1 pseudogene is annotated in these 394 nt (G+C 72.8%); it reads right to left on the bottom strand.

Features of this window, described 5'->3' with window-relative positions:
- Nucleotides 1-166: pseudogene (locus IG75_RS0135685) on the bottom strand (MFS transporter); the annotation flags it as partial.
- Between the last annotated feature and the right edge of the window lie 228 nt (nucleotides 167-394).

Raw genomic sequence — 394 nt, 5'->3', positions numbered from 1 at the left:
CGGCTCCGAGCCGGCCCAAGACCGGAGTGGCGACGGCGCCGCTGAGCAGCGCGACAGTCAACGTCCACTGCGCACTGCTCAGCGAGACGTGGAACGAGGCCGCCGCGCTGGTGAGGAGCGGCGCCCCGAGGCTACCGACCGCCGCCACGACCAGACCGATGAACATCAAAGTGGGAACCAGCAGCCGCGCCTCGGAACGCGCCACAGGGAACGCCTTCACCCCGCCCCCGCCGACCGGCCGCCCGGTCACTGCTTCGGCCCTTCGCGGTCCCGGCTTTCGAGCTCTGCCAGATGCTTCAGCGCCGGAAGGGCCGCGACCAGCGCCTCGACCTCGTCGCCGGGGAGCTCGCCGATCAACCGCTCGAACGCGTGGACGCCCGCCTGGCGCCGCGTC

Origin of the sequence: Nocardia rhamnosiphila NBRC 108938, assembly GCF_000720425.1 — a bacterium.
Classification (GTDB): domain Bacteria; phylum Actinomycetota; class Actinomycetes; order Mycobacteriales; family Mycobacteriaceae; genus Nocardia; species Nocardia rhamnosiphila.
This window is presented reverse-complemented; position numbering and strand designations above follow the sequence as displayed.